The following is a 1,213-nucleotide window of genomic DNA, read 5'->3' on the forward strand; positions in this document are numbered from 1 at the left end:
CAAGGCGCACAAGCCGGCGGATTCTGGCGTAGCTGTAGGCAATTACGCAAGGTCGTGTAGCCTGATTACGTGTCTTGGCGTGTAATTTAAACATGGCGTTTAAAAGCAAAAGATCGCAAACCGTTTCAATCGAAAACACCAAGCCTGCATTGCTTCGATTCCAGATGTCTTCCCCAAACGTCAATAGACGTAGCTTGGCCATCTACTAAGCTGACCCTGATAGCTGTCGTAAAACTGTGAGCGCTGGTTTTTTTAATCTATTTGCTAATTCGGTGAAATGTGGGGGGATGTGACCATCCACCCCATTTTTTTCTGTTTTGGCTCCTACTTGAATCATCATTAGTTAAGTGGGAATAGCATAAGTCGCCTGTTTTCCGTGGCTTAAAGTTCTCTAACTCTTAAGTTGTCCAGATTTACCGGTACTGTGCAGTAATATGAGTATGAATGCCAGTTTGTGATTCTTATTAAAACATCTGCTTCTACAACTGGGTTGTATGTGTAGAGGGCCGAAAAAGCTACCCAGTCTGTCGGGCTTTTAGTTCTAAAGTCTTGGATCATCACATCGTCTGCAAGCAGCCGCAGGTTCATAGGGACGTAAGGAAGCATCGGAGTACCGCTTTTCCAAGCGAAACTAATCTCATACGTTTTTCCTTTTTTGAACTTGAATAGTTTTTTTAAGCCTACGTGTTCACCAATATAGAGCTGGCCGCCACTATTACGCCAATATGAATTTCCTGCCTCTGTAGTTAGTGCGCCCCAAGATTTATGGATGTTTGTCCATCCATTCCATTGTGAATTAGTAAAATCCGTAAAATCATTAAGTAGAGCAATGACGGTCAGTGTCCTGACGGCCGATTCCGCACCCGCGCCATACAAGGCCTTGGCTTTGAAACTGTGCGTCGCGACGCTCAGGCTGGTAACGACCTGGGTCCATACGCCGGAGCCATTGGCAGTGGGTTCATGCAGTGCGGTGCTGCCATCGAGCAGGCGGACTTTCTGGTTGGGGCTGGCCGTGCCGGTGATGGTGACGGTACGGTCACTGGTAATGCCACCGTTTGCGACCGGACCTTTGGAGTCGGTGACGTTGGTGATGGTTGGCGTCACTGCTTGGGCGACGGTGAAAGTACGTGGCGGAGTCGACCCCGGGCCATCGCCATACAAGGCGAGCGCGGTGAGACTGTACCCCTTGACGGCCAACCCGCTGACAACCTGG

At 49.2% G+C, this 1,213-nt stretch carries 1 protein-coding gene and 1 pseudogene; both read right to left on the minus strand.

The features are described from left to right. A partial coding sequence (locus AC3WMT_RS30775) for a hypothetical protein (protein WP_492578071.1) occupies positions 1 to 202 on the minus strand: 202 nt, incomplete at its 3' end. Between the two features lie 179 nt (positions 203 to 381). Further along, positions 382 to 1,213: pseudogene (locus tag AC3WMT_RS30780) on the minus strand (hypothetical protein); the annotation flags it as partial.

It is taken from the genome of Pseudomonas sp. FW305-7 (assembly GCF_058786735.1).